Origin of the sequence: Prauserella marina, assembly GCF_002240355.1 — a bacterium.
Taxonomy (GTDB): domain Bacteria; phylum Actinomycetota; class Actinomycetes; order Mycobacteriales; family Pseudonocardiaceae; genus Prauserella_A; species Prauserella_A marina.
This window is the reverse complement of record NZ_CP016353.1, coordinates 1,809,163-1,833,659: the sequence shown is the minus strand read 5'-3', so window position 1 is coordinate 1,833,659 and position 24,497 is coordinate 1,809,163. Positions and strand designations below refer to the sequence as shown.

Annotated in this window: 24 protein-coding genes; 16 read left to right on the top strand and 8 right to left on the bottom strand. The window is 68.5% G+C overall.

Going from position 1 to position 24,497, the window contains the following annotated elements:
* The first annotated feature begins 23 nt into the window (after positions 1-23).
* Genes BAY61_RS08420 through BAY61_RS08395 form a run of 6 tightly spaced genes read left to right on the top strand, consistent with a single transcriptional unit; the run spans position 24 to position 6,667 of the window.
* Positions 24-1,301: an enolase C-terminal domain-like protein gene (locus BAY61_RS08420; RefSeq protein ID WP_091794691.1), complete on the top strand. Its 1,278-nt coding sequence runs from the start codon at positions 24-26 to the stop codon at positions 1,299-1,301.
* Positions 1,294-2,250 carry an aldo/keto reductase gene (locus BAY61_RS08415; protein WP_091794689.1) on the top strand — a complete coding sequence of 319 codons (957 nt, stop codon included), beginning with the start codon at positions 1,294-1,296 and terminating at the stop codon, positions 2,248-2,250. Before BAY61_RS08420 ends, BAY61_RS08415 begins: the two co-directional genes overlap by 8 nt.
* Positions 2,244-3,098 (top strand): amidohydrolase family protein, encoded by an 855-nt coding sequence (locus BAY61_RS08410; protein ID WP_091794687.1) that lies wholly within the window; start codon positions 2,244-2,246, stop codon positions 3,096-3,098. Before BAY61_RS08415 ends, BAY61_RS08410 begins: the two co-directional genes overlap by 7 nt.
* Positions 3,095-4,669: a sugar ABC transporter ATP-binding protein gene (locus BAY61_RS08405; RefSeq protein WP_091794685.1), complete on the top strand. Its 1,575-nt coding sequence runs from the start codon at positions 3,095-3,097 to the stop codon at positions 4,667-4,669. Before BAY61_RS08410 ends, BAY61_RS08405 begins: the two co-directional genes overlap by 4 nt.
* Complete coding sequence (locus BAY61_RS08400) at positions 4,666-5,652, top strand: ABC transporter permease (protein WP_091794683.1); 987 nt, start codon at positions 4,666-4,668, stop codon at positions 5,650-5,652. The genes BAY61_RS08405 and BAY61_RS08400 overlap by 4 nt, the downstream gene beginning before the upstream one ends.
* A gap of 52 nt (positions 5,653-5,704) precedes the next feature.
* Positions 5,705-6,667, top strand: a complete 963-nt coding sequence (locus tag BAY61_RS08395) for an ABC transporter substrate-binding protein (protein ID WP_091798431.1) — start codon at positions 5,705-5,707, stop codon at positions 6,665-6,667.
* 214 nt (positions 6,668-6,881) lie between these two features.
* Here BAY61_RS08395 and BAY61_RS08390 read toward each other — a convergent pair whose 3' ends face one another.
* The gene (locus BAY61_RS08390) at positions 6,882-7,505 is read right to left on the bottom strand and encodes a PadR family transcriptional regulator (protein WP_245865916.1); all 624 of its coding nucleotides are present in this window, start codon (positions 7,503-7,505) and stop codon (positions 6,882-6,884) included.
* A 64-nt stretch (positions 7,506-7,569) separates the two neighbouring features.
* Here BAY61_RS08390 and BAY61_RS08385 point away from each other — a divergent pair, with 64 nt between their 5' ends.
* From BAY61_RS08385 to BAY61_RS32800, 4 genes are all read left to right on the top strand, one after another.
* Entirely contained in the window at positions 7,570-8,784 is a 1,215-nt protein-coding gene (locus BAY61_RS08385; protein ID WP_091794679.1) for an FAD-dependent monooxygenase, read from the top strand.
* Between the two features lie 109 nt (positions 8,785-8,893).
* Positions 8,894-9,328: an Hsp20/alpha crystallin family protein gene (locus BAY61_RS08380; protein WP_091794677.1), complete on the top strand. Its 435-nt coding sequence runs from the start codon at positions 8,894-8,896 to the stop codon at positions 9,326-9,328.
* A 189-nt stretch (positions 9,329-9,517) separates the two neighbouring features.
* On the top strand, positions 9,518-9,679 hold the full coding sequence (locus BAY61_RS32805) for a hypothetical protein (protein WP_170140061.1): 162 nt from the start codon (positions 9,518-9,520) through the stop codon (positions 9,677-9,679).
* A gap of 67 nt (positions 9,680-9,746) precedes the next feature.
* Positions 9,747-9,923, top strand: a complete 177-nt coding sequence (locus tag BAY61_RS32800) for a Rho termination factor N-terminal domain-containing protein (protein ID WP_110057663.1) — start codon at positions 9,747-9,749, stop codon at positions 9,921-9,923.
* A gap of 25 nt (positions 9,924-9,948) precedes the next feature.
* Here the strand turns inward: BAY61_RS32800 and BAY61_RS08375 are convergent, their stop codons facing one another.
* Positions 9,949-10,332 carry a hypothetical protein gene (locus BAY61_RS08375; protein ID WP_091794675.1) on the bottom strand — a complete coding sequence of 128 codons (384 nt, stop codon included), beginning with the start codon at positions 10,330-10,332 and terminating at the stop codon, positions 9,949-9,951.
* A 264-nt stretch (positions 10,333-10,596) separates the two neighbouring features.
* Positions 10,597-11,919 carry an aminotransferase-like domain-containing protein gene (locus BAY61_RS08370; protein WP_091798428.1) on the bottom strand — a complete coding sequence of 441 codons (1,323 nt, stop codon included), beginning with the start codon at positions 11,917-11,919 and terminating at the stop codon, positions 10,597-10,599.
* A gap of 79 nt (positions 11,920-11,998) precedes the next feature.
* On the opposite strand from BAY61_RS08370, the gene BAY61_RS08365 reads away from it, so the two are divergent.
* Positions 11,999-12,802 (top strand): alpha/beta fold hydrolase, encoded by an 804-nt coding sequence (locus tag BAY61_RS08365; RefSeq protein WP_245865914.1) that lies wholly within the window; start codon positions 11,999-12,001, stop codon positions 12,800-12,802.
* A gap of 92 nt (positions 12,803-12,894) precedes the next feature.
* The gene (locus BAY61_RS08360) at positions 12,895-13,416 is read left to right on the top strand and encodes a hypothetical protein (protein WP_091794670.1); all 522 of its coding nucleotides are present in this window, start codon (positions 12,895-12,897) and stop codon (positions 13,414-13,416) included.
* A 7-nt stretch (positions 13,417-13,423) separates the two neighbouring features.
* On the opposite strand, the gene BAY61_RS08355 is transcribed toward BAY61_RS08360, so the two are convergent.
* The 4 genes from BAY61_RS08355 to BAY61_RS08340 form a co-directional block, all read right to left on the bottom strand.
* Positions 13,424-15,052, bottom strand: a complete 1,629-nt coding sequence (locus BAY61_RS08355) for a thiamine pyrophosphate-binding protein (RefSeq protein WP_091794666.1) — start codon at positions 15,050-15,052, stop codon at positions 13,424-13,426.
* The gene (locus tag BAY61_RS08350; protein ID WP_091794663.1) at positions 15,049-15,822 is read right to left on the bottom strand and encodes a cyclase family protein; all 774 of its coding nucleotides are present in this window, start codon (positions 15,820-15,822) and stop codon (positions 15,049-15,051) included. Before BAY61_RS08350 ends, BAY61_RS08355 begins: the two co-directional genes overlap by 4 nt.
* Before the next feature lie 30 nt (positions 15,823-15,852).
* Entirely contained in the window at positions 15,853-17,403 is a 1,551-nt protein-coding gene (locus BAY61_RS08345) for a phytoene desaturase family protein (protein ID WP_091794660.1), read from the bottom strand.
* A 63-nt stretch (positions 17,404-17,466) separates the two neighbouring features.
* On the bottom strand, positions 17,467-18,378 hold the full coding sequence (locus tag BAY61_RS08340; protein ID WP_245865912.1) for an RNA polymerase sigma-70 factor: 912 nt from the start codon (positions 18,376-18,378) through the stop codon (positions 17,467-17,469).
* Positions 18,379-18,442: 64 nt separating this feature from the next.
* On the opposite strand from BAY61_RS08340, the gene BAY61_RS08335 reads away from it, so the two are divergent.
* From BAY61_RS08335 to BAY61_RS08320, 4 genes are all read left to right on the top strand, one after another.
* Positions 18,443-19,678, top strand: a complete 1,236-nt coding sequence (locus BAY61_RS08335) for an NAD(P)/FAD-dependent oxidoreductase (RefSeq protein WP_091794656.1) — start codon at positions 18,443-18,445, stop codon at positions 19,676-19,678.
* Between the two features lie 51 nt (positions 19,679-19,729).
* The gene (locus tag BAY61_RS08330; protein WP_091794654.1) at positions 19,730-20,173 is read left to right on the top strand and encodes an ATP-binding protein; all 444 of its coding nucleotides are present in this window, start codon (positions 19,730-19,732) and stop codon (positions 20,171-20,173) included.
* Positions 20,174-20,322: 149 nt separating this feature from the next.
* Positions 20,323-20,751, top strand: coding sequence for a DUF4383 domain-containing protein (locus BAY61_RS08325; protein ID WP_091798425.1), 429 nt, complete (start codon positions 20,323-20,325; stop codon positions 20,749-20,751).
* Positions 20,748-21,914, top strand: coding sequence for a glycosyltransferase (locus BAY61_RS08320; protein ID WP_091794652.1), 1,167 nt, complete (start codon positions 20,748-20,750; stop codon positions 21,912-21,914). Before BAY61_RS08325 ends, BAY61_RS08320 begins: the two co-directional genes overlap by 4 nt.
* A 1-nt stretch (position 21,915) precedes the next feature.
* On the opposite strand, the gene BAY61_RS08315 is transcribed toward BAY61_RS08320, so the two are convergent.
* Positions 21,916-24,447 carry an ATP-dependent Clp protease ATP-binding subunit gene (locus BAY61_RS08315; protein ID WP_091794650.1) on the bottom strand — a complete coding sequence of 844 codons (2,532 nt, stop codon included), beginning with the start codon at positions 24,445-24,447 and terminating at the stop codon, positions 21,916-21,918.
* Positions 24,448-24,497: the final 50 nt, after the last annotated feature.

Genomic DNA, 24,497 nt, shown 5'->3' with positions numbered 1-24,497 from the left:
ACCATACCGACAGGAGATGGCTCGTGGCTCGCATCGTTGCCCTGCGTACGCATGACGTGCGGTTTCCCACCTCGCTCACGCTCGACGGTTCCGACGCCATGAACCCCGACCCCGACTATTCGGCCGCCTACGTCCGCGTCCTCACCGACGCGGCCGACGGACACGAAGGCCACGGATTCGTCTTCACCATCGGCAGAGGCAACGACGTGCAGGTCGCGGCACTGCGCGCGCTGGAAAGTCACCTCACCGGCAGGGACGTCGACGGCACGCTCGCGGACCTCGGCGGACTGTGGCGCGAACTCGTCCACGATTCCCAGTTGCGCTGGCTCGGCCCCGAGAAGGGCATCATGCACATGGCGGTCGGGGCCGTCGTCAACGCGCTGTGGGATCTGAGGGCCAAGCGCGAGGGAAAACCGTTGTGGCTACTGCTGTCCTCGCTGACTCCCGAGCAGATCGTCGACCTGGTCGACTTCCGGTACCTCACCGACGCGCTGACCCGCGACGAGGCACTCGCGATCCTGCGCGGGGCCGAGCGGGGCAGAGCCGAACGCGAGGCCACGTTGCTGCGCGAGGGATATCCGGCCTACTCCACGACACCGGGCTGGCTCGGCTACGACGACGACAAACTGCGCAGGCTCTGCGCTCAGGCCGTCGACGAGGGATTCGGCCGCATCAAGCTCAAGGTCGGCGCCGACCTCGCCGACGACATCCGCAGGCTCACGATCGCACGGCAGACCTGCGGTCCCGGCTTCCCCATCGCCGTCGACGCCAACCAGCGCTGGGACGTCGACGAGGCCATCGCCTGGATTGCCGCGCTGGGCGAATTCGATCTCGCCTGGGTCGAGGAGCCGACGAGCCCCGACGACGTGCTCGGGCACGCCGCCATCGCCAAGGCCATCGCCCCCGTGCCCGTCGCCACCGGCGAGCACATCGCCAACAGGGTCGTCTTCAAGCAGTTCCTCCAGGCGGGAGCGCTTCAGATCCTGCAACTCGACGCGACGAGGGTCGCCGGTGTCAACGAGAACATCGCGATCCTGTTGCTCGCGGCCAAGTTCGGCGTTCCCGTGTGCCCGCACGCCGGAGGCGTCGGCCTGTGCGAGGCCGTGCAGCATCTGGCGATGTTCGACTTCGTCGCGGTGTCGGGCACCGCCGAGAACCGGACCATCGAATTCGTCGACCATCTTCACGAGCACTTCGTCACGCCCGTCGACGTCCGAGCGGGCCGGTACCACGCCCCGAAGGCCACTGGGGCCGGAACCGAGATGCACCGATCATCCATTGTGGATTACTCGCATGGTTAGCCGGGGGCTCGGCGTTCTCGGCTACGGCACGGCCGCGCTGGGCAACCTCTACGAACCGGTCACCGACGAGCAGGCCGCCTTGGTACTGGAAGCGGCCTGGGACTGCGGAATCCGGTACTTCGACACCGCCCCGCACTACGGGCTCGGCCTCGCCGAGCGACGACTCGGAGCCTTTCTCGCGACGAAGCCGCGCGACGAGTACGTGGTGTCCACCAAGGTGGGGCGCAGGCTCGTTCCCGACCCCGGCGGCGCGCGGACACTCGACACGGCCAACCACTACGTGGTTCCCGCCGATCGCAAGAGGGTGTGGGACTTCTCGGCCGACGGCATCCGCCGCAGTCTCGACGCATCACTGTCCAGAATGGGCATCGCCGACGTCGACATCGTCTACCTGCACGACCCCGACGAGTACGAATTGGACCTCGCGCTCGCCACCGGCCTCGACGCCGTCGCCGCGCTGAGGGAACAGGGCGTCATCGGCGCGGCCGGTATCGGGTCGAAGTCCACGAAAGCGCTGCTGGCCGGCGCGCGTTCGGGAATCCTCGACCTGCTCATGGTGGCCGGCCGCTTCACCCTCGCCGAACAGCCTGCCGCGGAGGAACTGCTCCCCTACTGTCGCGAGCACGGCGTCGGCGTCGCCTGCGCCGGAGTGTTCAACTCGGGCCTGCTCGCCACGCCCTTTCCCGCGGAGGACGGCAAATACGAGTACGCGACCGTGCCTGCCGGGGTGCTGACGAAGGTGCGCGCGATCGCGGCGGTCTGCGCGGAGTTCGGCGTCGACCTGCCCACGGCGGCACTGCGGTTCGCCGCGAGGGAACCTTCGGTGCGCACGGTGGTCACCGGGGCCGCGTCGGCGGCTCAGCTCAGGCAGAACGTGCGGCGCATGGCGGAACCGGTGCCCGAAGAGCTGTGGAAAGCCTTGCGGGACAAGGGGCTGACGTCGTGCTGACCATCGACACCCACCTGCATCTGTGGGACCTGACGGTCAGCGATTATGCTTGGCTGCCACGGGAAACCGTGCTGCACGACACCTTCACCGCGCGGCAGGCCCACGCCGAACTGCGCGCGGCTGGGGTCGGTGCCGCGATACTCGTACAGGCGGAAGATTCCGAATCGGACACCGAGTTTCTGCTTGCCACCGCGCGCGAACACGACTGGATCGCCGGTGTCGTCGGCTGGGTGCGCCTCGACGAGCCGGCCACGGCGCGACGACAGCTCGACCGGTGGCAAGCCGACCCGGCCTTCGTCGGCGTCCGGCACCTCGTGCACGATGATCCCAGGCCGGATTTCCTTGCCCTGCCCGGAGTTCGCCGCTCGCTGACGCTGCTCGCGGAGCGCGGGATACCGTTCGACGTTCCCGACGCGTGGCCCCGGCACCTCGCCTCCGTCGCCGAACTCGCCTCAGCGCTGCCCGAACTGACCATCGTCGTCGACCACCTCGGTAAGCCGCCGAGGCAGCGGCCCGCGCACGATCACTGGGCCGAGGCGCTGCGCGCGGTCGCCGCGCAGCCCAACACGCTCGCCAAGCTGTCCGGCCTGCAACTGCCTGGCAAGCCGTTTACCACGTCCGCGGTGTTTGCCTCGGCCGGGCTCGCACTGGAGGTGTACGGCCCGGAACGGCTCATGTACGGCGGTGACTGGCCGATGACGCTTCCCTTCGGCGGCTACCAGCGAGCGTGGCAGATCACCACCGAGTTGCTTGCCCCGCTGTCCGCGGCCGAACGCGAGCGGGTGCTGTCCGGCACCGCGCGGACGGTGTACGGGCTTGGCGAGCACCGCGGAGAGGAGCCACCATGAGCGAACCGCTGCTGGAGGTCACCGGCGTCGACAAGAGCTTCCCCGGGGTACGCGCGCTGCACGACATGCGACTCGACCTGCGATCGGGAGAAGTGCTCGCGCTTGTCGGCGAGAACGGTGCGGGCAAGTCGACCCTGATGAAACTGTTGTCGGGCATTCATTCCGCGGACGCGGGCGAATTCCGGCTGCGCGGAGAACCGCTTTCGGTCAGCGGGCCGAGGCAGGCGCTCGAACTCGGCATCAGCATCATCCACCAGGAATTCAACCTCGTGCCCCACCTCACGGTGGCACAGAACATCTTCATCGGCAGGGAACCGCGCAGATGGAAACTACTGCTCGACGAGCGGCGGCTCAACGCCGAGGCGGGCGAACTGCTGGACCGGCTGCGTCTTCCACTCGACCCGAAGGCCGTCGTCGGCACGCTGACCGTCGCCAACCAGCAGATGACCGAGATCGCCAAGGCACTCGCCCACGACCCGGTCGTGCTGATCATGGACGAGCCGACGGCCGCACTCAACGACGCCGAGGTCGAGACGCTGCACGGCCTCATCCGCAGGTTCGTCGGCCACGGCACCGGCGCGATCTACATTTCCCACCGGATGGAGGAAATCCGGCGCATCGCCGACAGGGTCACCGTAATCCGCGACGGCGAGTACATGGACACGCTGCGAGTCTCCTCCGCGTCGACGGACCGGATCATCTCGCTGATGGTCGGCAGGGCCATCGACACCACGGCCCAGCCGTCGAACGTGCGCGCGGACAGGGCCGTCGTTCTCGAAGCACGCGGACTCTCCACCGCCACGTTGCTGACCGACGTCGGCTTCGACCTGCGGCACGGCGAAATTCTCGGGTTCGCGGGGCTCATGGGAGCGGGCCGAACCGAGGTGGCCCGCGCGCTCGTCGGCGCGGATCCGCTCACCTCGGGCAGCGTCGTCTTGCACGGCGAACCGGTGCGCATCGCCAACCCCTCGGCGGCGGCCAGGCACGGCATCGGTTATCTCTCCGAGGACCGGAAACGCTTCGGCCTGCTGCTGGAACAGGACGTCAAAGCCAACATCACCCTCGCCTGCCTGCGCGACCAGTTCGCGACGGCCGGGTTCGTCAACGACGGCGCCGCGAGGGCGAAAGCCCAGGAATACCTTGCGACATTGCGCATCAAGACACCCTCGCTCGACCAGATCACCAAACACCTCTCCGGCGGCAATCAACAGAAGGTGGTCATCGCGAAATGGCTCGCGAAGGACTGCGACATCCTCATCTTCGACGAACCGACGCGCGGGATCGACGTCGGCGCCAAGGAAGAGATCTATCAGCTGCTGAACGAACTGGCCGCGCGGGGGAAGTCGATCATCATGATCTCCTCGGAGCTTCCCGAGATCCTTCGCATGTCACACCGGGTCGTCGTGATGAGCGAGGGCAGGGTCACCCGGATACTCGGCGGCAGCCAGGCGACCCAGGAAAACATCATGCACTACGCGACTCTGCGTCCCGACAAGAACGCCGAGGACGCGGCCGAACTCGGCATCACTGACGTCCACACCGGACATTCGAGGAAAGCGGGCCAGCCATGACAGTGGTGAAGACGGCCGGTGAAAGCGGCTTCTCCGGAGTGGTGAAGAGCAGGCTCCAGCAGTTGCTCGCCTTCGCGAGCCTGATCGTCATCTACGCGTTCTTCTCCTTCGCGAGCCCGTTCTTCTTCACCTACGGCAACTTCACCGCGATTCTGTTCTCCGCGGTGGTCATCGGAACGCTCGCGATCGGCACCACGTTCGTCATCATCGCCGGTGGCATCGACCTCTCCATCGGAACCGGCATGGCCTTGTGTGCCGTCATGTCGGGCGTCTTCCTCGTCAAGCTGGGTCTTCCGCTCGCCGTTGGCGTTCCGGCGGCCATCCTGTTCGGCGGGCTCATCGGGCTCATCAACGGCATCAACGTGGCACTGCTCAAGATTCCGCCGTTCATCGCGACGCTGGCGATGATGCTCGTCGCCGAAGGACTGGCACTCGTCCTTTCCGACAGCACGCCGATCTACTTCAACGACGTTCCCGGTTACGTCGAGATCTCCACCGGCAACCTCGTCCCCGGCGTGAACTTCCCCAACGCGGTGCTGGTGCTGCTCGTCATCGCGCTCATCGCGGGCGGACTGCTGACCAAGAGCGTGCTCGGCCGCTACACCTATTCGATCGGCAGCAACGAGGAAGCGACCGCCCTTTCCGGCATCAACGTGCGCAAGTGGAAGATCGCGATCTACGCGTTCGCCGGGCTTTTCATCGGGCTGGCCGGAGTGATGATCTCGGCGAGGCTCGGCTCGGCGCAGCCCGCGACCGGCATGGGCTACGAGTTGCAGGCCATCGCCGCCGTCGTCATCGGGGGCACGTCGCTTTCCGGCGGCAAGGGCTCGATCGTGGGGACCTTGATCGGCGCGTTGATCATCTCGGTGCTCAACAACGGATTGCAGATCATGTCGATTCCACAGGAATGGCAGAACGTCATCCTCGGGTGCGTCATTCTCGTCGCCGTCTACACCGATCGGATCAGGAAGAAAGAAGCGTGAACGCACCGGCGTGCACGCCGCGAAGCCCAACCAGAACAAAGGAGATCTGGTGATGAGAATGCGGAAGGCCCTTGCGGTGGTCGCGGGTGCGGCCATGGCGCTGACACTCGCCGCGTGTGGTTCCGGCAACGGATCCGGTGGTGGCGACGGTCCGTTCATCGCGATCGTCTCGAAAGGCTTTCAGCACCAGTTCTGGCAGGCCGTGAAGAAAGGCGCCGAGGAGGAGGCCGCCGCGCGCGGCGCGAGAGTGACCTTCGTCGGGCCGCCGACCGAACAGGACGTCGAGGACCAGCTCAACATGCTCACCAACGAGATGGCGAAACAACCGCAGGCCATCGGATTCGCCGCGCTGGACTCGCGGGCCGCCGCTCCCCTGCTGCAACAGGCGAAGGGACAGAACATCCCCGTCGTCGCCTTCGACTCCGGAGTGGACAGTGACATTCCGGTGACGACGGTTGCCACCGACAACAAGGCCGCGGCGGCCGAGGCCGCCAAGCACATGGCGGAAAAGCTCGGTGGCAAGGGCAAGGTCGCGATGGTCGTTCACGACCAGACCAGCAAATCGGGAACCGACCGCAGGGACGGGTTCCGCGAGTGGATGCGGCAGAACGCGCCGGGCATCACCGTGCTCGATCCTCAGTACGGCGGCGGCGACCAGCTCGAATCGGCCAACATCACGAAGTCGATCATCTCGGCGAACCCCGACCTCGCCGGTGTCTACGCCTCCAACGAAGGCTCGGCGATCGGCGTCATCAAAGGCGTTCAGGAAAGCGGGAAACAGGGCATCACCACGGTCGGCTTCGACTCGGGCAAGGCACAGATCGACGCCATCAACAACGGGACCATGGCCGGTGCCGTGACGCAGGATCCCATCGACATGGGAAGGCAACTCGTCGACGCGGCCATCAAGGCGATCGACGGCGAGCAGCTTCCCAAGACCATCGACACCAACTTCTACTGGTACGACAAGACCAACATCGACGACCCGAAGATCAAGGCGACCCTGTATCAGTGAGGCCGGATCGGCCAGCGCCGGGCCGGTCGGGGCCGGGCCGATTGGTGTCAGTGCCGATTGGTGCCGGGCTGTGGTCTCGGCTCCTCGTGGGCGGGGTGGTTTGCCGGTGTGCTCCGGCAAACCACCCCGCCCACGTCACGCACGAGCGCGGAACTCGCCGACCTGAGCGCGGATCTCGCCGTCTTGGGCGGGGGACTCGCGCGCATGACCCACGCTAGGCATCCAGGTTCGGTTCGTGTTTCCTGCGCAGCTCGTCGAGCTGGTCGACCGACCACGCCAATTCGCCGGAACCGATGTCGGCGGCCACCGTCTCGACCCACCGCAGCTCGGCCCTGGTGACCGCGATCGCGTACTCGTTCTCCAGCACGAGCACCCTCGGCAGGCCAAACTGCTCGGCCTGCCGCATTTCCTCATCCAGTTGCGCCAGTGTCGCGGTCAGCGCCGCCGCGCGCCGTTCGAGCTGTTCGCGCACGACCCCCGAATCGGTCCCGGCCACCATCGCCAGTACCGCCCTGAATTCGGGGAACTCCCTCGCCGGGCTCGCCAGCATGGTGTTGATCCATCGTTCGACCGTGCGTTTTCCCTCTTCGGTCAGCCCGTAGACGATGCGGCCTGGGCCGAGGTCGGCCATGCGCTTTTCCTGCACCTCGATCAGGCCGTCGCGGAGCAGCCGGTCGATCGTCTGGTAGATGCTGTTGCTGCGCGCGACGTTGACGACGTCGTCCTTGCGGCGGGATTTGATCAACTGCTGCATCCGGTAGGGGTGCATCGGATCTTCCGACAGCAGCACCAGCACCACCATCGCCAGCGGTGACCTTGGCCGGGCTCGTTCACTCACGACCTCACGATAGTTCACGCCCACCCGTTGACCATAATATGGCTAACCATATTATGGTCAATGCATGACACGAGCACTGATCATCGGAGCGGGAATCACCGGACCCGTGACCGCCATGGCCCTCCAGAAGGCAGGCATCGACGCGACCGTCTACGAGGCCTACGACCGCACGGCCGACGGCGTCGGCGCCTACCTGAACGTGGCGGTCAACGGGCTCGCCGCGCTACAGGTCCTCGACATCGACCCCAGCAGTCTCGGCGGCTTCGACACACCGCACCTGGAACTGTGCGACGCCAAGGGCAAACCGCTCGCCAGGCTGCCCATCGGCAGGGCGACGGAAGACGGGCTCGTCAGCCAGACCATCATGCGCTCGGACCTCTACGTCGGGCTGCGCGACGAGGCGACCAGGCGCGGTATCGACATCCAGTGGGGAAAGCGGCTGGCGAAGGCCACCACCCGGGCCGACGGCACCGTGGTCGCCGAGTTCACCGACGGCACCATCGCCGAGGGCGATCTGCTGATCGGCGCGGACGGGCTGAACTCACCGACGAGGGCACTCATCAACGAGGACTGCCCTGCACCTCGCTACACGGGACTGCTCAACACCGGCGGCTATGCCCACGGCATCGACGTCGACGGTGAACAGGGCGTCTTCCGGATGGTCTTCGGCAAGCGCGCCTTCTTCGCCTACGTCAAGCGCGGGCCGGGCGAGGTGTGGTGGTTCGCCAACGTGCCGAAGGCCGAGCAGGCCACCGACGCCGAACTCGCGGAACTGGCGCCGCGCTGGCGCGAGGAACTGAACCGGCTCTTCGCCGACGACGACATCCCCGCGCTCGACATCATCGCGCACACCGAGGACATCGCGCCGCCGTGGAACACGTGCGACATGCCGAAGGTGCCCACCTGGCACCGTGGCTCGATCATCCTGATCGGCGACGCCGCGCACGCCATCTCGCCGACCTCCGGCCAGGGTGCCTCGCTCGCCATCGAGGACGGCATCGTGCTTGCCAAGTGCCTGAGGGACACGCCGAGCGTGCCCGCCGCGTTCGCCGCGTTCGAGCAGGCCCGCCGTACCAGGGTGGAAAAGCTCATCGCGCAGGCGAAGCGCACGAGTGACCACAAGATCCCGAACGCGTTCAGCAGGCTCATCCGCGACAAGATCATCATGCCGCTCGTCGCGAAGGCCGCCAACAGGGCGACCAAGGACTGGGTGCACGACTACCGGCTCGACTGGGACTCGCCGGTCACCGGCCACGTGACCAATCAGGCCGCGGCGTGACTCCTAAGTTGAGCGCTTGACGCTCAACTTAGGGAACAAACGTCGACTCAATCTCGTTGAACGCGGTGAACGGCCCGCACGGGGCCACGAGATTCAGGAGGTCACCGCCATGTCGCTGCCTGCCGTCCGGACCTCTCGTCCGATGGGCACCTGGGATCCGTTCCGGGAATTCGACAACCTCTACCGCGTGTTCGGTGCGGCCAGGCCCGAGCGCGACGGCACCTGGTCGCCGGCTGCCGACGTCACCGAGACCGAGGAGGGCTACTCGGTCGAGGTGGAACTGCCCGGGGTGAAGAAGGACGACATCGATGTCGACCTGACCGGCAACCGGCTCACCATCACCGGTGAGGCGAAGGAGAAGGAGCGCGAGGGAACGCCGCTCCGGCGCGCACGCCGCACTGGCCGGTTCTCCTACCGCGTCGCGCTGCCACGCAATGTCGATTCCGACAACATCGAAGCCGCGCTCGCGGACGGGGTGCTGACCGTCACCGTCCCGAAGAGCGCGTCCGCGAAGCCGCGCAAGATCACCGTCAGCGGAAGCTGACGCCCCGCGACCCCACCCCGGTCCCCGGACGCACGGTGCCCCGCGAACACGCGGGGCACCGTGCGCTGTCAGCGTGTTCGGGCCGCGACATCCGCGCCCAGGCTGGCGAGATCCGCGCCCAGGCACGCGACATCCGCACTTGGGCTGGCGAGATCCGCGCTCCGGTCAACGAGATCCGCGCTCGGGCACGTGAGATCCGTATCCGGAGCCGGGGCGCCGAACGCGCATCTCGCGTGCTTGGACGCGGAACTCACCGTCCCAGGTGCGGATCTCGACGACCTGGACGCGGAACTCGGCGACCTGAGTGCGGATCTCGACGGGCTGGACGCGGGACTCGCGGTCCCGGCTTAAGCCGACGGCGAGCGGGTATGCCGCGCGGGAGGGCAACCGAACACCTGCCGCGAGGAGATCACCCCGAATGAAGCTGGAACTACAGGACATGACGATGGGCGAGCTCACCGAGGAGGCACACCGAGCGGGTATCGCCTTCGTCGCGCACATGAGCGTGCAGGAACTCATCGAAGCCATCGAACAACAGCAGGAAACCAACGCGCTGCTTCCCGCCAGGGAACGCGGCGACCTCACCGCGGGCTGAGGCCGCCGCGAAACTCGCGCACGGCTCACTGCGGGGCCGGGTCCCCTGTCGCCGTCTGCGCCAGCCGCAGTTCCCTGCTGAGCTGAGTGCTCAGCCGGTTCGCTCGCGCCAATGCGGCCGAGACCTCGAACGTCGACTTCGTCACGTCCTCGAAGCAATCGGGCGAGCCGAGCCGGCCCGACCACAGTTGCTGTTCCATCCAGTCGCTCAACTCGGGAAGACACCTGGCGAGGTGTTCCACGACCAGGGTCAGCGATCCCAGCACCGCGTGGAGTTCGTCCGTGTCCTCCACGCTTTCGACGTCGACGGCACCCGCCACCCTGCGAAACAGTGCGCGCAACGCCTCTTCCGCGACCGCTGCCAGCGCCGCGGGCGGCGGCGCGGACGACTGTGCTCCTGGTGTGGTCATGGCGGAATGCCCTTCGTGACAACACATTCTGCGGGAAAGGGCTACCCCGGTCACCGGATCACAAACTCTCCGTGAACGGCGGTACGACATGGAAAAGGGCCGGTTTCGCGAGCTCCGTCGCGGATCCGGAAAGCCCGCCAGAGCCTGGTATCCGCGCGTGACCAGGCACTACCACCGCACGACGACGTTCCTGCCGCACACGACCGGGCCTGCCTCAAACTCCTTGCCGCACAGGCAGGGGGCCTCGTTTCGCTGATCCGACTGTCAACCGGACAGTTCGTGCTCCGGCACCGATCTCGCGATCCCCGCGAGCACGTCCAGCGCGGCGGCGAGCGTCGGTTCCGGCGGCGCGGCGAGCGCGAGGCGCACGGCGTCCGGCGATTGTGCCGTTCCCGCAACGAACGCGGCGCCGGGGCTCACCGCGATGCCGCGCCGGGCGGCCGCCGCGACGAACGTCTCGGCTCGCCACGACGGGGGAAGCCGCCACCACAGGTGATAGGCGGCGGGATCGGCGTGAACGTCGAACCCGGAAAGCCGCTCGGCCGCGATCCGTTGCCTGCGCGCGGCGTCGTCCGGTTTCGTGCGCTGGACGGCGTCGGCGCTCCCGTCCTCCATCCATCCCGTCGCCACCTCCAGCGCGAACGTCTGCGCGGCGAAGGCTCCCGCGCGCAGCGACGACGCGACGGCCTCGTACCACCGTGGCGGCGCCACCGCGAAACCGACGGTCAATCCCGGCAGCAGCCGTTTCGAGAGACTGTCGACGAGCACGGTGTGCTCGGGGGCGTACGCGGCGAGCGGAGGTTCGGCACGCAGGAACGCGTAGATGGTGTCTTCGATGGCGGGAATGTCGTTGTCCCGCAACACCGTCGCCACCTCATGGCGCCGCGCCGCAGGCATCGTGCCGCCGAGCGGATTGTGCAGTGTCGGCTGAAGGTAGACCGCATGCGGCCGCGCCCCGCGAATGCCATCGGGGACGAGGCCGTCGTCGTCCATGTCGAGCGGGACGAGCGTCACCCCGAATCTCGCCGCGATACCGCGCACGAGCGGGTACGTGAACGGTTCGACACCGAGCTTCCCTCCCCGGGGCAGGAGGGCACCGATCGCCGCGGCGATGGCTTGCCTTCCGTTGCCCGCGAACATGATCCGGTCCGGTTCCGGCCGCCAGCCCGCGCGGGCGAGCAGTCCGGCAGCCGCCGCCCTCGCTCTCGGGGTTCCCGCCACGGTCGCGGGCCGTGCCGCGACCGCGAGCGCGCCGGGGCGCGACAACGCGCGCAATCCCGGTGCCAGTAGATCGGCGTTTCCCGGAAGGACAGGGAAGTTCAGTTCGAGGTCCACGGCCGCCGTCGCGGGCTCGGAGAGCGCGGGGGCCGGGGGAAGTCTGCCAGCGCGCACGAACGTTCCCCTCCCCACCTCACCGACGACGAGTCCCCTGACGGCGAGCTCGCCGTAGACCCGCGCCGCGGTGGAGCCCGCGATGCCCCGCTGCCGCGCGAACCGGCGCTGTGGCGGCAACCGCTCGCCCGCCCGGAGCCTGCCCCGCGCGATGTCCTCGGCGACCGAATCCGCGATCGCCCGAAAGTCCTCCATCGCGCACACGGTAGCGAACATTGCACCGAGGTCAATGTTTTCATTGCTCCGACGTAGCGCGCTGACTAGCGTCGGTCACGTGAGCAGGATTTCGTTCGACGACGTCACCATCGGCTACGACGATCTCGGAGCGGGCGAGCCGGTGCTGCTCGTCCACGGCCACCCCTTCGATCGCACGATGTGGCGGCCCCAGGCACTCCACCTCGCAGCCGCCGGTTACCGCGTGCTGACCCCGGATCTGCGCGGCTACGGGGAGAGTTCGGTCGGCCAAGAGGTCACGCCGCTTTCGGTTTTCGCCGCCGACCTCATCGGGCTGGCCGACCGGCTCGGCATCGACCGGTTCGTACTCGGCGGCCTGTCCATGGGCGGTCAGATCGTCATGGAGACCTACCGCGTGGCGCCGCACCGGATTCGCGCGCTGGTACTGGCCGACACCGCGCCGCAGGCGGAAACCGAGGAGGGCAGGACCGCCCGCGACACGATGGCCGACCGGCTCGTCCGGGAGGGAATGGACGGCTACGCGCGCGAGGTACTGTCGAAGATGATCGCCCCGGCGACCATCGCATCGGCACCGGAAGTCGCGGCACACGTGTCCGGCATGATGCGCGGCACTTCACCGGAAGGCGCGGCGGCAGCGCTGCGAGGGAGAGCACGGCGGCCCGACTACACCGAACTGCTCACCGGCATCGACGTGCCCACGCTTGTGGTCGTGGGCGGCGACGACGAGTTCACCCCGGTCTCCGTCGCCGAGTTCATGCACGAGCGCATTCCCGGCTCGGTGCTGTCGGTCATCGAGGACACCGCTCATCTGCCCAACCTGGAGCGACCCGCCGAGTTCACCGGGGTGCTGGAGGCGTTTCTCCACACGCACATCGGTCGCTGACCGTGACCAATAGGGTCGCCAGTCCCTCCATTGGGTGATGTTCTACGGTATGGAAGCTCCGTTGCCTTGCTCAGCCCGAAAGGCTTCCTCCGGTGGACGACGATGTGTCGGTGACCCGGCTCGCCGACGACGAGCCGTGGAATGACAGAGTCCCGCCAGGTCCCCGAACACGCGTCAGGGTTCTCTCGGTGATGGGCGCCGTCATCGTCGGCTGTCTCGTCGCGGCCTTCCTCGTCGGCGCGGGTGGCTTGGACTCGGAACCCGACCGGATCAACGCCGAACCCGACGACCGCACGGTGATCTTCCCGCCGGAGCGGACATCGACGGTGACCGCGCCGCCATCGACATCCGCCATGCCGGTCGACCACCCGGTGACCTCGACGGTCGTACCGGTCAGCACGAGCGAGCCGCCGGTCACCACGACCACCGAAGCGCCGCCGTCCACCACGCGGCCACCGCCGACGACGACGGAACCGACCACCGACGACCCCGACGACACGACGTCGCCGGAGGACCCGCCCGACGAGGAGCCCGATCCGCCGACGCCGCCCCCCGCGACCACCACGACGACGGAACCACCCGACGACGACTGCTGGTTCTGGATCTTCTGCTGAGCACGAGCTAATGCCCCTTGAACGCCTCGGCCAGCCACCAGGAACCGCCGTCCGAGGCGATTTTGGCGTCGACGAGCAGCGCGCGATCGCGTGCGCCATCGAGCCAGTCCCGTAGCCCGGCGAGGTCGGCGACCGACCTGACCGTGATCCCGGAAAGCCCGTATCCCCTTGCCACGGCAGCCAAATCCGTGTCGGGGAACCGCACGGCGCCGAGATCGGCACCCTCACCGAAGTGGTGGACTTCGGCACCGTAGGCCGCGTCGTTGTAGACGACGAGCACCATGGGCAGTCCCAGCCGGGCCACGGTTTCCAGTTCGGCCGCGGCCATGAGCGCTCCGCCGTCGCCGAGCGCGGCGACGGGCAGCCGATCCGGTCGTGCCAGCGCGGCCCCGATGGCCGTCGCGAGCCCGAGCCCGATCGACTGGAACGCCTGCGTGAAACAGAATCCGGCCTCGTCGGGAACGGAAAGATAGGCGCTGGGGTAACCCATGAAGTTGCCGGAGTCGACAGCGACGAGCCGCTCGGAGGGGAGCAGGTCGTCAAGCGCGATACTCAGCGTCCTCGGGTCGATCCTTTCATCGCTCGAAAGATCCACATAGGACTCCGTGCGCCATCTGCCGTGCTCGGCGATCCGCCGCGCGATCCAGGGTTCGCGGTATCCGGCGCGCTCCCGTGCTCCGGCCGCGACATCGCGCGCGGTCAGCGCTACGTCTCCCACGACACCCAGATCGACGGGCCGGTGCGCGCCGAGCGCCGAGGCGTCGTCATCGATCTGGGCGACCTTCGTGCCGGAACCGATGAGCGAGCCCTGGCGCATGGTCCACATGTTGAGCGCGCATCCCCAGCCGACGACGAGGTCGGCGCCGGAGATCAGCTCGACGGCGAGCGGGGAGGCGAATCCTCCCGAGATCCCCAGCGACCACGGGTCCTCAGTGAACAGTCCATTCGCGACGGCCGAGGTGGCGAGGAGCGCGCCGCACTTGGCAGCGAGTCCGGCGAGTTCACCGCCCGCGGCGAGCGCTCCTCTCCCCGCGACGAACACCGGCCGCTCCGCTTCCGCGAGCACACCGGCGAGTTCGGCGACGGCCGAGGGATGCGGGCGAACGGGCAACGGCGGCACCGGGCGCGTGACCTCGTGCTCCTCGACGACCTGCTGTGCCTGCACGTCGAGTGGAAGGTTGAGCACCACGGTCCTTCGCTCGTGCACGGCCTTGCGGTAGGCGCGCAGGATGTCGGCTGACGCGCTTTCGGCCGAGTGCACACGTTCGGCGACGGCGCCGACGGCGGTCACGGCGGCGTCCTGGTCGACGCGGAAGTTGGACCGGACGGCCGATCCTGCCGTGTCGGCCGCGAGCACCAGCAACGGTGTCCTGCTCTTTGCCGCTTCCCCGATACCGGTGAGCGCGTTGGTGAGGCCACAGCCCTGGTGCACGCTCACCAACGCGAGCTTGCCGCTGACCCTGGCGTAGGCGTCGGCCATGGTCGCGGCTCCGCCTTCGTGCCTCGCCGCCGTGAACGCGACCCCCGCCGAGCGCAACGCGTTGGTCACCTCGAAGTTCCCGCTGCCGACGACGCCGAAGACCGCTTCGGCACCGAGCCCGGCGAGCGTCGTGCCGACGAGCCGCGCTACGTTCACCGCTCCACCAGCGCGTACACGCGTGCCGGGCTGCCCGATCCGCCGACGATGGGCAGCGGCGAGATCACCAGCACCGCACCGGTCGCCGGTAGCGTCGCGAGGTTGCGCAACTGCGTCAGCCCGGACTTCCCGGCGCCGAGAAAGTAGTGGTGGCAAGGGAAAGCGGGTTCCAGCGCGGGCGCGCAACCAGCGTCGGTACCGACCGTCTCGACGCCCAGACCGGCGACCGGGGTTTCCTCGGCGAGCCACCGCGCGCACTCGGCCGACACTCCCGGCGTGTGCGATCCGGTGTCGTCGGTGTTGAGGAACCGTTCCTCGTCGGTGGAATGCTCGTCCCAGCCGGTCCGCAACAGCAACCAGCCGCCCGAGGGGAGCGGGCCGTGCTCGGCTTCCCATGCCCGCACGTCGGCGACCTCCAGCAGGAAGTCGGGGTTGCCCTCGACCCGCTCCGAGACGTCGAGCACGACGGCGGGCGCGACGAGAGTGCTCAACGGGATCCGCGACACGTCGAGCCCGTCCTTGCCGCTGAGCCAGTGCACCGGCGCGTCGAGATGAGTACCGGTGTGCTCGCCGGTGTGGATGTTGTTCCAGTACCAGCCAGGCCCGGCCTCGTCGTAGCGGCTGATCTGTTCGAGCGAGAAACCGATCGTGTTGGCGAACGGCTCGGGAAGACGCAGGACCGGGGTGTTCTCGGTGAGCGGCGCGGTCAGGTCGACGACCTCGATCCGCTTGTCGCCTATCGCTTCGAGCAGATCCGTGAGCAGCGGCATGGCTTCCCTCTCGTCACAGCGGCACGGCCGTCAACGGCGGCGGGTCAGCGCGGTGGCCACGAGATGCCCCGAACCGCCGCCGAGCCCGGCACCGGGATGGGTCGAGGCGCCAATGTGCCACAGTTTCGGCACCGGTGTCCTGTGTGGTGGCCGCCACCACAGGCTCTGGTCCAGCTCGGCGGAACCGCCGTAGGGGTCACCGGCGACCGCGTTGGGGTTGGCCGAGGCGAGATCGGCCGGGGTGAGCACGTCGACGTGCCGCACCAGCGCGGACAGTCCCGGTGCCTGTTCCGTGATCCGGGCGAGCACGCGATTGGTGAACGCGCGGCCAAGCGAACCGGCCCAGCCGCCCGAGGTGTCCAATTCCCTTGCGGCGTCACCTTTCGGCGCGAACGGCACCTCCTGCAACTGGATCCACAGGCTCGCGGCGCCATCGGGCACCCTCGCCGGGTCGAGCACGTGCTGCTGGCCGACGACGACGGTCGGGTCGCGGGGAAGCAGACCCGCTTCCGCCTCGGCGCAGGCGATGCCGGTGCTGCCGGCGCCGTCGCTGAGATGGATCAGCGGCACCCCGGCGAGTCGCGGGTCGCGCCAGTTCGGCGGAGCGGCGAGCGCGACGTGAATCTGCATCGCGGCACGTCCCTGCCGGAACCGGGGATAGGGCTTACGTGCCCCGCCCAGCAGCTCCTCGTAGAGCACGTCGGGCGCGACGGAGGCGAGTACGGCCCTTCTGGCCCGCACCGTGGTCCCTCCCGCGACGACGCCTGCCGCCTTTCCGTCCTCGACGACGACCTTCTCGACGGCGCTGCCGAGCCTTACTTCGACCGGCAGCGTCGCCAGCAGCGATTCGAAGGCCGCGACGAACCGCCGCGCACCACCCTCGACGACGGGAAGCCCGGCGCCGTGCAACGTCGCGGCGAGGACGGGAAGCAGAAACCCGCCCGTCGCCTGATCGGGCGCGAGCCCGGCGTGCAACAACCACGGTGTCCAGAGCTGATCGACTTCCCAGCCGTCGAATTCCCTGCGCACATAGCCGCGCCCGCTGGTCACCACGTCCCTTGTCAGCGAGCGGATGCCGGGCAGCCGCCCGCGCAGCGCCAGCGAAGCCATGCCGGTCAGCGCGCTTGTGCCTCGTGGCTCGCCGGAGAGCACGACCGCCAGCACGGAAGGGTCGACGTCGGCGAGCATGCGCAGGTACCTCGCTCTGTCGGCGGGGTACTCGAAACCTTCCGTCGTCGCTTCCGGGTCACGGTGGGCCAGCACGGTCCTTCCGCCGCGGGCGACACTCGCGGTGAGTACCCCTTCGGTGTTGCGGTACCTGAGGCCGTGCCGGTGCAGATCGTCGCCGAGCGTGCCGTAGGCCGGTCCCGACACGAACAGCGGATGCCACGAGGAGTACGTGTCGTGCACGTAGCCGGGAAGGGTCCGCTGCCCCGAGTCGACGAAACCTCCGAGACGCTCGCCTGCCTCGACCAGTGCGACCGACCAGCCGGCCTTGCCGAGTTCGGCCGCGGCGACGAGACCGTTGATTCCCGCCCCGACGACGACGGCGTCGACGGTGTCCCTGCCCCGGCTGCCCATGCGCCCGCGCACCTCCGGTCGGTGGATGCCCTGACGGCACCCTATCGCCGGAACGGGACCCCTTCACCCGTTCCGGCGCACCTGCGTATTCAGGAACACGAGTTTGTCGGGGTTGTTGACTATCCGAATGGTGGTGATCTTGCCGTCGGCGATGTCGAGGACGACGGCGAGCAGCGGCTGCTCCCCCACGGTCGCCAGCAGGCCGGGCTGGCCGTTGAGTTCCAGCACCGTCACGGCCAGACCCGGCACCTCGGTGCTCATCCAACCCAGATACCGCACGACCTTGTCCAGTCCGCGCACCGGTTTCCTCGCCGCGTGAGTCTTGCCGCCGCCGTCAGCCCACGAGACGACATCGGCGGCGAGCAGTTCCCTCAGCCCTTCGAGGTCCCCGCCTCTCGCCGCGGACAGAAACCGTTGCGCCATCTCCTTTCCCCGCCGCGGTGCAGAGGGGAACCGGGCACGTTCCTCCGCGACGCGCCGCCGCGCGCGGTGGTAGAGCTGCTGACTGTTGGCCTCGGTCAGATCGAGGATTTCCGCGATCTCCCTGTGCGCGTACTCGAATGCCTCCCTGAGCACGAACACCGCCCGTTCGGCCGGATTGAGCCGTTCCAGCAGCAGGAGAAAGGCCATCGACACCGAGTCGCGCTGCTCGGCCGTGTCGAGCGGGCCCAGCGCCGAGTCCTCGGTCGCCACCGGCTCGGGCAGCCACGGTCCGACGTAGCTTTCCCTGCGCGCGCGGGCCGAGCCGAGCCGCGTGAGGCACAGGTTGCCGAGCACCTTCGTCAGCCACGCCACCGGGACCTCGATGTCGGAGCGGTCCGCCGCGGTCCAGCGCAGAAACGTGTCCTGCACGGCGTCCTCGGCCTCGGCGGCGGAGCCCAGCATGCGGTAGGCGATGGCGAACAGCCTGGGACGCGCGGCCTCGAAGTCTTTCCCGTCCTTGCCGTCTTCCATGCCCTGTGCCACGACAGACATTCCGCGAGCATACGACCCTGGTGAGTGTTTCTCGCCGCCGTCAGCGCGGCTAGGCTGGATCAACATGATCAGCAGGCGTGAGCCAGGGCACGTTGTGGTTGTCGGCGCGGGCTTCGTCGGCCTGTGCACCGCGTGGTTCCTGCGCCGCTACGGCGTCGAGGTCACCGTGCTGGAGCGGGGCAGAACGGGCGAGGGCGCCTCGTGGGGCAACGCGGGCTGGCTCTCCCCAGCGCTCGCGGTTCCGCTGCCGGAACCGGCGACGCTGCGGGCAGGGCTTTCGGGTTTCCTCTCGCCGTCGGCTCCGCTCTACGTTCCCGCCGATCCCCGGCTCGCGCCGTTCTTGCTCTCACTCGCCCGCAACAGCACGTCGCGGCGCTGGAACAGCGGCATGGCCGCGCTGGCTCCGCTGAACAACAAGGCGCTGGCCGCGCACGACGAGTTGCCATCGGCCGTGACCGAGACACTGGCGCCGTGTCTCATCGCGACCCGGAACCATCAGCAACGCCAGGTGATCGTCACCGAACTGGAGCGGGTGAGGGCCGCTGGCCAGCACGTGGAGTTCGAACTGCTGACCGGCGTGCGGGCGCGGGAACTGGAACCGACGCTGTCCTCCCGGATCGGCAGCGCGCTGCGGCTTCACGGGCAGCGCTGCGTCGACCCGGTGAGCTATGTACGGGCACTCGCCGCCGCCGTCAGTGAGAAAGGCGTCCACATCGAGGAAGGCGCGGAGGTGACCTCGGTCGAGGCCACCGAACGCGGCGCGCGCGTCCACACCGCCGCAGGAGCGGTCCACGAACCCGACGCCGTCGTACTGGCCAACGGCGCGCTGCTCGACCGCCTCGCGCACGGATTCGGGGTGCGCAGGCACGTGCGCGCGGGCCGGGGCTACAGCTTCAGCGTGATTCCCCGTGTCATGCCCTCCGGCCCGGTCTACTTTCCCGCCGAGAAAGTCGTGTGCACTCCGCTGGGTGACCGGCTCAGAGTCTCCGGAATGATGGAGTTCCGGCCGGCCGACGCCCCGCTCGACCCCCGGCGCATCACGAGTGTCCTGAGCGCGGCGAGGCTCTTCGTACGCGATGTCGACTGGGATACGCGCTCCGACGAGTGGGTCGGTGCCCGGCCGTGCACCACCGACGGGCTCCCGCTCATCGGGCCGACGCTGTCCTCCCACGTCTACGTCGCGGGAGGACACGGCATGTGGGGCATGACCCACGGGCCGGTGAGCGGCAAGCTGCTGGCCGACACGATCGTCACGGGAGCCGCGCCCGTCGAACTGGCGCCGCTGCACCCGCTGCGCTGACCACGATCAGCTCGCGTTTCGCACCGCCTCGCCGGGTACCCCACTTTGACCATGCGTTGTCGCGAGCTTGAGGAGTGGAGGGGGCCGGGCTGCGCCGGTCCTTTCGAGCTGACCGTGCCCGCCGAGTTCCGCAACCTCGCCACGCTGCGGGCGCTCGCCAGGCATCTGGCGGCCCACGAGGGTTTCGGCCCCGACGAGGCCGCGGACGTGACGATCGCGGTCGACGAGGCGTGTACCTGCCTGATCCGCCGCTCCACCCCAGGCGCGATGCTGAACTGCCGCTACTCGGTCACCTTCGGAACGCTGCGGGTGGCGATCTCCACGACGACCACGCACGGTGGTCTCCCCCAGAACGACACGTTCGGCTGGCGGGTACTCGGCGTCGTCACCGACTCGCTGTCGGCTTGGCGCTGTGAAACCGGCCTGCACCAGCCGACAAGGCAGCTCGTGCACATCGATTTCACCAAGCAGTTTGCGCCGCACCGGCGCGGGTAGCCGAGTGGAGCGCGCTCGGTCGCACCGAGTGGGCAGGCGTCCGGTCCGCGCCTCGGGAGTCGCACGTGGACCGTCGGGGCCGCGCCTGCCGGACGGAAAGGACAACCGATGCGGTACCTGCCAGAGTTCAACTCGTCGCGGTGGCCGTCATGACCAGTTCAGCGTCGACACCGGCCACCGTGCCCCAGGTGTCCTGGCCGAGATTCGTCGTATTGGTCATCGGCGCGATATTCCTCGCGCTGGGCATCGCCGGATTCGTCACGCATGGTGACGCGGCGGGCGTCGACCACAGCCGGACCGTCCTCGGTTTCGGCGTGAGCGGGCTGCTCAACATCGTCCACATCGCCGCGGGCGTGCTCGGCCTGCTCGCCGCCCGCAAATCGGCCACAACGAGGGTTTACGGCTGGCTGCTCTTCTTCGCCTTCGCGGGACTCACCGCGTACACGATCTTCGCGACCGTCATCGGCGGTCCCGGTGACATCGTGAACGTCAACGCCGCCAACGCCTTCCTCTACGGGCTGAGCTGCGCGGCCGGGCTCGTCATCGCGCTGCTTCCCGAACACCGGCCACAGCGATGAAAATCGCCATGGTCTCCGAGCGGGCCAGTCCCTCGGCCTCCCTCGGCGATCAGAGCAGGCACGTCGCGGAACTTTCCGCCGCTCTGACGAGGGCTGGCCACGACATCACCGTCTACACGCGACGCGACGCTCCCGGGAGGCGATCGGGACCGACCGAGGACGGCTACCGGATCGTGCCCATTCCGGCGGGTCCGGCTCGGCCGCTTGAAACCGAAGACGTCCTCCCGCACCTCGGCACGTTCGCGGCTTTCCTCGACGACGCGTGGTCGGCCGAGCCGCCCGACCTCGTACACGCGCACTTCTGGATGTCCGGCATCACCGCGGTGACCGCGGCGAAAGCCATGGGCATCCCCATCACCCAGACCTTCCACACCCTCGCCGCGGAGGGCAGGACGGACGCCGCGACGGCCGAACGTGTCCGGCTGGAACGGCTCGTCGGCCGCAACGTAGCCAGAATCGTCGCGATGTCCACAGTGGAGGCCGATGAACTGGCAAGACTCGGCGTGCCGAGGGCCCGGATATCCGTGGTACCCGGCGGGGTCGACCTCGCCGTGTTCACGGCGACCGGCGTCACTCAGCCTCGCGCCAGAGGGTACCGGCTCGTCTCGGCGGGTGAGCTGTGCGAGGACTCGGGTTTCGACATCACCATCACGGCACTGCGCGCGCTGCCGGACACCGAACTGGTGATCGCGGGCAGAGCCGGTACCCGCGACACCATCTCCGCTGCCCTGCTGGAACATGCCGCGCGGCACGGGGTCGCCGACAGGGTGAGCCTGATCGGCGACGTGCCCGACACCGACCTTCCCGCGCTGCTGCGCTCCGCCGACGTCGTGGTGTGCACCCCGCGCGCGAAAGCGGCGGGCGGCACGCCGGTGGAGGCCATGGCCTGCGGCGTCCCGGTCGTCGCCGCCGGTGTCGGAGACCTCACCGACACGGTGGTGGACGGCGTCACCGGGACACTCGTGCCAGCCGACCGGCCGGACAACGTCGCCGAGGCGGTCAGGGAGCTGTTGCTGGACAACGCCTTGCGCGAGGCATACGGCATCGCGGGCAGTGACCGAGCCCGCTGCCGCTACTCGTGGGACAGGGTCGCCGCAGACACGTTCAGGGCCTACGAACACGTCCTCCCCGAACCGGCGCGCCCCGCGCTCCAGCCGGAGTGAGTCACACGGCGGCCGGCTGGGTGACCGCGAACGACAGCCTGCCGTTGCGCACGCTCACCGTGACGTGACCGCCCGCGCCGACGTCGCCGCGCAACAGCATCCCCGACAACACGTTGTCCACCTCGCGCTGAATGGTGCGCCGCAGCGGCCTCGCGCCGTACTCGGGCTGGTACCCGGCCTCGGAAAGCCAGCGCACCGCCTCCGGTTCGATCTCGACACCCACGTCCTGTGCCTTCGCCTTGCGCTTGGTCTCGCTCAGCAACAGCGACGTCACCTGCTCAAGCTGCTCCGGCGACAGCTTGCGGAACACGATGATCTCGTCGATGCGGTTGAGGAATTCGGGGCGGAAGCTCTCCCTGAGCCTGCGCATGAGCCGTTCCCTCAGCGGCTCGTCGGAATCACCTTCCACACCGGCCGAGAACCCGAGCGCGCCCTGCGTGCTGCTCAGCACCAGCTCGGAACCGATGTTGCTGGTCATGATCAGCACGGTGTTGGTGAAGTCGACCGTCCTACCGCGACCGTCGGTGAGCCTGCCGTCGTCGAGCACCTGCAACAGAATGTTGAACACGTCGGGGTGGGCCTTCTCGATCTCGTCGAGCAGCACCACCGAATACGGGTGCCTGCGCACCGCCTCGGTGAGCTGGCCGGCCTCGTCGTAGCCGACGTAGCCTGGCGGCGCTCCGATCAGCCGCGACACCGTGTGCCGCTCCCCGTATTCCGACATGTCGAGCCGGATCATCCTGTCCTCGCCACCGAAAAGCACCTCGGCCAGCGCTCTCGCCAGCTCGGTCTTGCCAACACCTGTTGGCCCGAGGAACAGGAAACTTCCCGAGGGCCGGTTGGGTTCCGCGAGACCGGCGCGGGTCCTGCGGACCGCCTCCGCGACGGCCTGCACGGCCTCGTCCTGGCCGACGACCCTGCCGTGCAGATGATCCTCAAGGTGCAGCAGCCGGTCGCGTTCCTCCTCGGTCAGCTGGCTGATCGGGATGCCGGTCTGCCTGGCGACGACCTCGGCGATGTCGACCGTGGCCACCTCGGGAACGTCGGCGGGCCGCTCCCCCTTTGCCACCTCCTCGATCCGTCCCCGCAGTTCCTTGATCTCGTCGCGCAGCGAGGAGGCCCGCTCGTAGTGCTCCTCGCTCACCGCCTGATCGCGGTCGCGGGTGAGCTGTTCCAGCCGCGACTCCAGGTCCCGCAGTTCTTCCGGCCGCCTTCGCGAGCGCATCCTGACGCGTGCCCCGGCCTGGTCGATCAGGTCGATCGCCTTGTCGGGAAGATGCCGGTCGTTGACGTAGCGATCCGACATCGTCGCCGCGGCGTCCAGCGCCTCGTCGGTGAACCGGACCTGGTGGTGAGCCTCGTACTGATCGCGCAACCCGTGCAGGATCAGGATCGTGTCGTCGACACTCGGCTCGGGGACCAGAATCGGCTGGAACCTGCGCTCGAAGGCGGGGTCGGTCTCCACATTGGTGCGATATTCGTCCAATGTGGTCGCTCCGACGATGTGCAGCTCACCCCTGGCAAGCGGTGGTTTGAGCATGTTCCCCGCCCCCATCGACCCTTCCGAGGAACCGGCGCCGACCACGGTGTGCAGCTCGTCGATGAACACGATCAGCTCGTCGCGGTGACCGCGGATCTCGTCGAGCAGCTTCGTCATCCGCTCCTCGAAGTCGCCCCGGTAACGGGTGCCCGCGACCATGGAGGTCACGTCGAGCTGCACGACCCTGCGGTCGATGAGCGTGTCCGGCACCTGACCGTCGACGATGCGCTGCGCGAGACCTTCGACGATGGCGGTCTTGCCGACCCCGGCCTCACCGATCAGTACCGGGTTGTTCTTGGTTCGCCGGGACAGCACCTCGATGGTCTGCTCGATCTCGTCGTCCCTGCCGACGACGGGATCCACCTGACCGTCGCGGGCCATCGCCGTGAGGTCGCGGCCGTAGGTGTCCAGCGTCTCGGTCTCGCTCGGCGGGGCGTGCCTGCCCCTGCCGGTGCCGGTTGCCGTGCCTGGATCCTGGCCCTGGATGACCCTGCGCATCGTGTCGGGGGTGACGCCGAACTCGCCGAGCGCCCTGCCCGCGCCGGAATCCTGACCGGCGACCATGGCGAGCAGCAGGTGTTCCGGGCCGATGTAGCTCGACCCGAGTCCCCTGGAGATCTGGTGTGCGTCGAGCAGGGTGCGCTTGGCTCCCGGCGTGAGTGCCGGGGTGCCGGTGCGCTGGGAGCCGTGGGGTGCCTCGCGCTCCACGCGCGCCGCGACGGCGTCGGGGTCGGCGCCCGCGCGCTGGATCAGTTCTCGACTGCCGGGCGATCGCGTCGCGGCCCACAGCAGATGCAGCGAGTCGAGCTCGTTTCCACCCCATTCGCGTGACTTCTCGACGGCTTCGGAGACCAGCGCCAGCGCTTGCTCGCTCATCAGCCGGGTGATGCCCACGGCCTGGGGCGGGCGGCCCGGTGTGGCGTTGCCGAAGAACTGGGCGAGAAACTGGTCGAAGGCGCTCGGACCGGAGTCCGAACCAAAGAAGCCGGTCATGGACGACCCTCCCTCTGCACGCGGGTACTCCCGGAAAGTGCTACCCACCC

Excerpts from the sequence above, each read along its gene's own strand:
- BAY61_RS08345 (WP_091794660.1), bottom strand. The coding sequence starts at position 17,403 with ATGGGCAGCCGGGGCAGGGACACCGTCGACGCCGTCGTCGTCGGGGCG.
- BAY61_RS08335 (WP_091794656.1), top strand. The coding sequence starts at position 18,443 with ATGATCAGCAGGCGTGAGCCAGGGCACGTTGTGGTTGTCGGCGCGGGC.
- BAY61_RS08315 (WP_091794650.1), bottom strand. The coding sequence starts at position 24,447 with ATGACCGGCTTCTTTGGTTCGGACTCCGGTCCGAGCGCCTTCGACCAG.
- BAY61_RS08385 (WP_091794679.1), top strand. The coding sequence starts at position 7,570 with ATGACACGAGCACTGATCATCGGAGCGGGAATCACCGGACCCGTGACC.
- BAY61_RS08325 (WP_091798425.1), top strand. The coding sequence starts at position 20,323 with ATGACCAGTTCAGCGTCGACACCGGCCACCGTGCCCCAGGTGTCCTGG.
- BAY61_RS08340 (WP_245865912.1), bottom strand. The coding sequence starts at position 18,378 with ATGTCTGTCGTGGCACAGGGCATGGAAGACGGCAAGGACGGGAAAGAC.
- BAY61_RS08375 (WP_091794675.1), bottom strand. The coding sequence starts at position 10,332 with ATGACCACACCAGGAGCACAGTCGTCCGCGCCGCCGCCCGCGGCGCTG.
- BAY61_RS08330 (WP_091794654.1), top strand. The coding sequence starts at position 19,730 with ATGCGTTGTCGCGAGCTTGAGGAGTGGAGGGGGCCGGGCTGCGCCGGT.
- BAY61_RS08320 (WP_091794652.1), top strand. The coding sequence starts at position 20,748 with ATGAAAATCGCCATGGTCTCCGAGCGGGCCAGTCCCTCGGCCTCCCTC.
- BAY61_RS08415 (WP_091794689.1), top strand. The coding sequence starts at position 1,294 with ATGGTTAGCCGGGGGCTCGGCGTTCTCGGCTACGGCACGGCCGCGCTG.
- BAY61_RS08400 (WP_091794683.1), top strand. The coding sequence starts at position 4,666 with ATGACAGTGGTGAAGACGGCCGGTGAAAGCGGCTTCTCCGGAGTGGTG.
- BAY61_RS08350 (WP_091794663.1), bottom strand. The coding sequence starts at position 15,822 with ATGCCGCTGCTCACGGATCTGCTCGAAGCGATAGGCGACAAGCGGATC.
- BAY61_RS32800 (WP_110057663.1), top strand. The coding sequence starts at position 9,747 with ATGAAGCTGGAACTACAGGACATGACGATGGGCGAGCTCACCGAGGAG.
- BAY61_RS08380 (WP_091794677.1), top strand. The coding sequence starts at position 8,894 with ATGTCGCTGCCTGCCGTCCGGACCTCTCGTCCGATGGGCACCTGGGAT.
- BAY61_RS08370 (WP_091798428.1), bottom strand. The coding sequence starts at position 11,919 with ATGGAGGACTTTCGGGCGATCGCGGATTCGGTCGCCGAGGACATCGCG.
- BAY61_RS08395 (WP_091798431.1), top strand. The coding sequence starts at position 5,705 with ATGAGAATGCGGAAGGCCCTTGCGGTGGTCGCGGGTGCGGCCATGGCG.
- BAY61_RS08405 (WP_091794685.1), top strand. The coding sequence starts at position 3,095 with ATGAGCGAACCGCTGCTGGAGGTCACCGGCGTCGACAAGAGCTTCCCC.